Origin of the sequence: Mycobacterium sp., assembly GCF_050701675.1 — a bacterium.
Taxonomy (GTDB): domain Bacteria; phylum Actinomycetota; class Actinomycetes; order Mycobacteriales; family Mycobacteriaceae; genus Mycobacterium.
The window spans coordinates 1-1,848 of the sequence record NZ_JBOGDD010000566.1; the positions used below are offsets into that span (position 1 = coordinate 1).

Here is a 1,848-nt window from a genome sequence, read left to right on the forward strand (position 1 = left end):
CGGGTGCACATCGAACACCCGCACGCGGAGCTCCTCCCGGCTGAGTCTGCCCAATTCTCTGCCGGATTCCGGATCGGTGATCACCTGACCGGTGGTGGAATGCACCGCAAAGACCATGCCTGGCGTCACACCGGCTTCGGCGCCCCGGTTGAGGACGAGCGTGTAGTCGTCCTCAACGAGCGCGACCTGCCCCGTGATCGTCTGACCGCTCACGAGGCCGCCAAGGAATTGCTTTCTCGCAACGGCGATGTCGATGCCGAGCCGACTCGGATCCGCGGCCGGAGGATGTGGGCGTCGGCGGGCAGCGGCACGTCGCCATAGCTCGCGGAGTCCTGCTCGGTTCCCAGCGTGAGCTCGACGGCAGTCTTCGCTTGGAAGAGGGCGATCACGGCCTGCTGGTGACGTTCGGTGCCGAACGAGGTGAGGGCCACCGCGAGCTTCTTGTCGACGTACTCGACGGAACGCTGCAGGTCCGAGATGGCCGGCTCAGCGGCACCCTTGTCCGTGTGCTGCGTCGGCTGGTTACCGAGTCCGCTGTACCAGCGGTGCCCGAGCGCACCCAGGGTGATCGAGCAGACCGGGACCACCACGACGGTGCAGATCAACCCGAGGGAGTTGTGCAACGCGATCGAGCCGACGACGCCGAGGAGCATGACTATGCCCGCGACGAAGAACAGTTGCAGCGTTGGCGGCACTGCTTCGATCGAGCGCCATAGTCGCCCGACGATGCCCGCGCCATATCGAGCGACGCTGGCGATGAAGTGGGAGATGCCCGCTACGGCCTTGAGGGCGATACGGCCCATGTCGTCGGCCTGCTTGCGGGTGAGTGGGGCCTTGGGCGTCGACCATGCCCGCTTCGCCGCCGGCGGCTGGGTAGGCGCCACCTCGGGCTCGACCGGCGACTCGGCAGGCTGCGGGTCATCAGTAGTCACATTTGCAACATCAGTCACATTTGTATGATCTCCGATCCTGGTCGAATCACCGTCCTGACGCGCCGGGACATGCGTGTTGCGGTGTGAAATTCGGTACCTGCGAAACAACCCCACCGTGGTGGGAGCATCACCGCTGGTACGCCCGACTGGGGCATGGTGGCGTTAGAAGGTGTTGACCAGGGTTCGTGATTCGGCCATCTGGTGCGACATCGTGTAGTGGTGGTAGTGCATGGCGCACTTGACCACGCAGATGAACAGCACGCTCGGATCCGGCCGGTGGCGGAGCATCGTCGACATCCTGCGGCGATAGATTCGCCGCAACTCCGGGTCGGGGACATTCTTCATCAGCAGCAGGAACAGGCCAACCGCTCGAACCGCATCAAACGATCGCGCTCGCCATTTCTGCCACGGATGTCGGTCCAAGTACGCGTTGCGAGCTCGGGCGAAATCGAATCCGCGTGTGAGGTAGAGATTCTCGAGCCTATCGAAGTAAAAGTCAGTGTCGTACAAGTCCTGCATTAGACCGATGTACCCGTCGCGCAACGCTTCGCGAGTCATGCCCAGTGGAATCACGTTGGTGCCGTACGCCTGCTCCTCGTCGAGATCGAGGCGGCCCTCACTCTTCAAACGCGCGTGCAACGGTGTCTTCGGGATGGCCGAGAGCATGCCGACCATCGCGTGCATGATGTCCGTCTGCTGCATGAAATCACTTTGTGCCTTGAAGATTCGGGCGTCGTCGTGGTCGAAACCGACGATCATGCCGCACCAGACTTCTAGCCCGGAGTCCTGCACTTTGCGGACGCGGTCGACGAGCGTCCCGCCCTTGTGCACGTTTTGATACTTCTTCGTCTCACGCAGCGATTCTTCGTTCGGGGTCTCGATGCCGATGAAGACCGCTGTGATGTTGGCTGCGACC

At 62.7% G+C, this 1,848-nt stretch carries 2 protein-coding genes and 1 pseudogene; all 3 read right to left on the reverse strand.

Features of this window, described 5'->3' with window-relative positions; genetic code table 11:
- Positions 1 to 213 (reverse strand): annotated as a pseudogene (locus ACRDUX_RS17255) (hypothetical protein); the annotation flags it as partial.
- Entirely contained in the window at positions 210 to 932 is a 723-nt protein-coding gene (locus ACRDUX_RS17260) for a hypothetical protein (protein ID WP_526415240.1), read from the reverse strand. The pseudogene ACRDUX_RS17255 and the gene ACRDUX_RS17260, both read right to left, overlap by 4 nt.
- 162 nt (positions 933 to 1,094) lie before the next feature.
- Positions 1,095 to 1,848: DUF4070 domain-containing protein (locus ACRDUX_RS17265; protein WP_526415241.1), on the reverse strand; the 754-nt coding region annotated here is incomplete at its 5' end.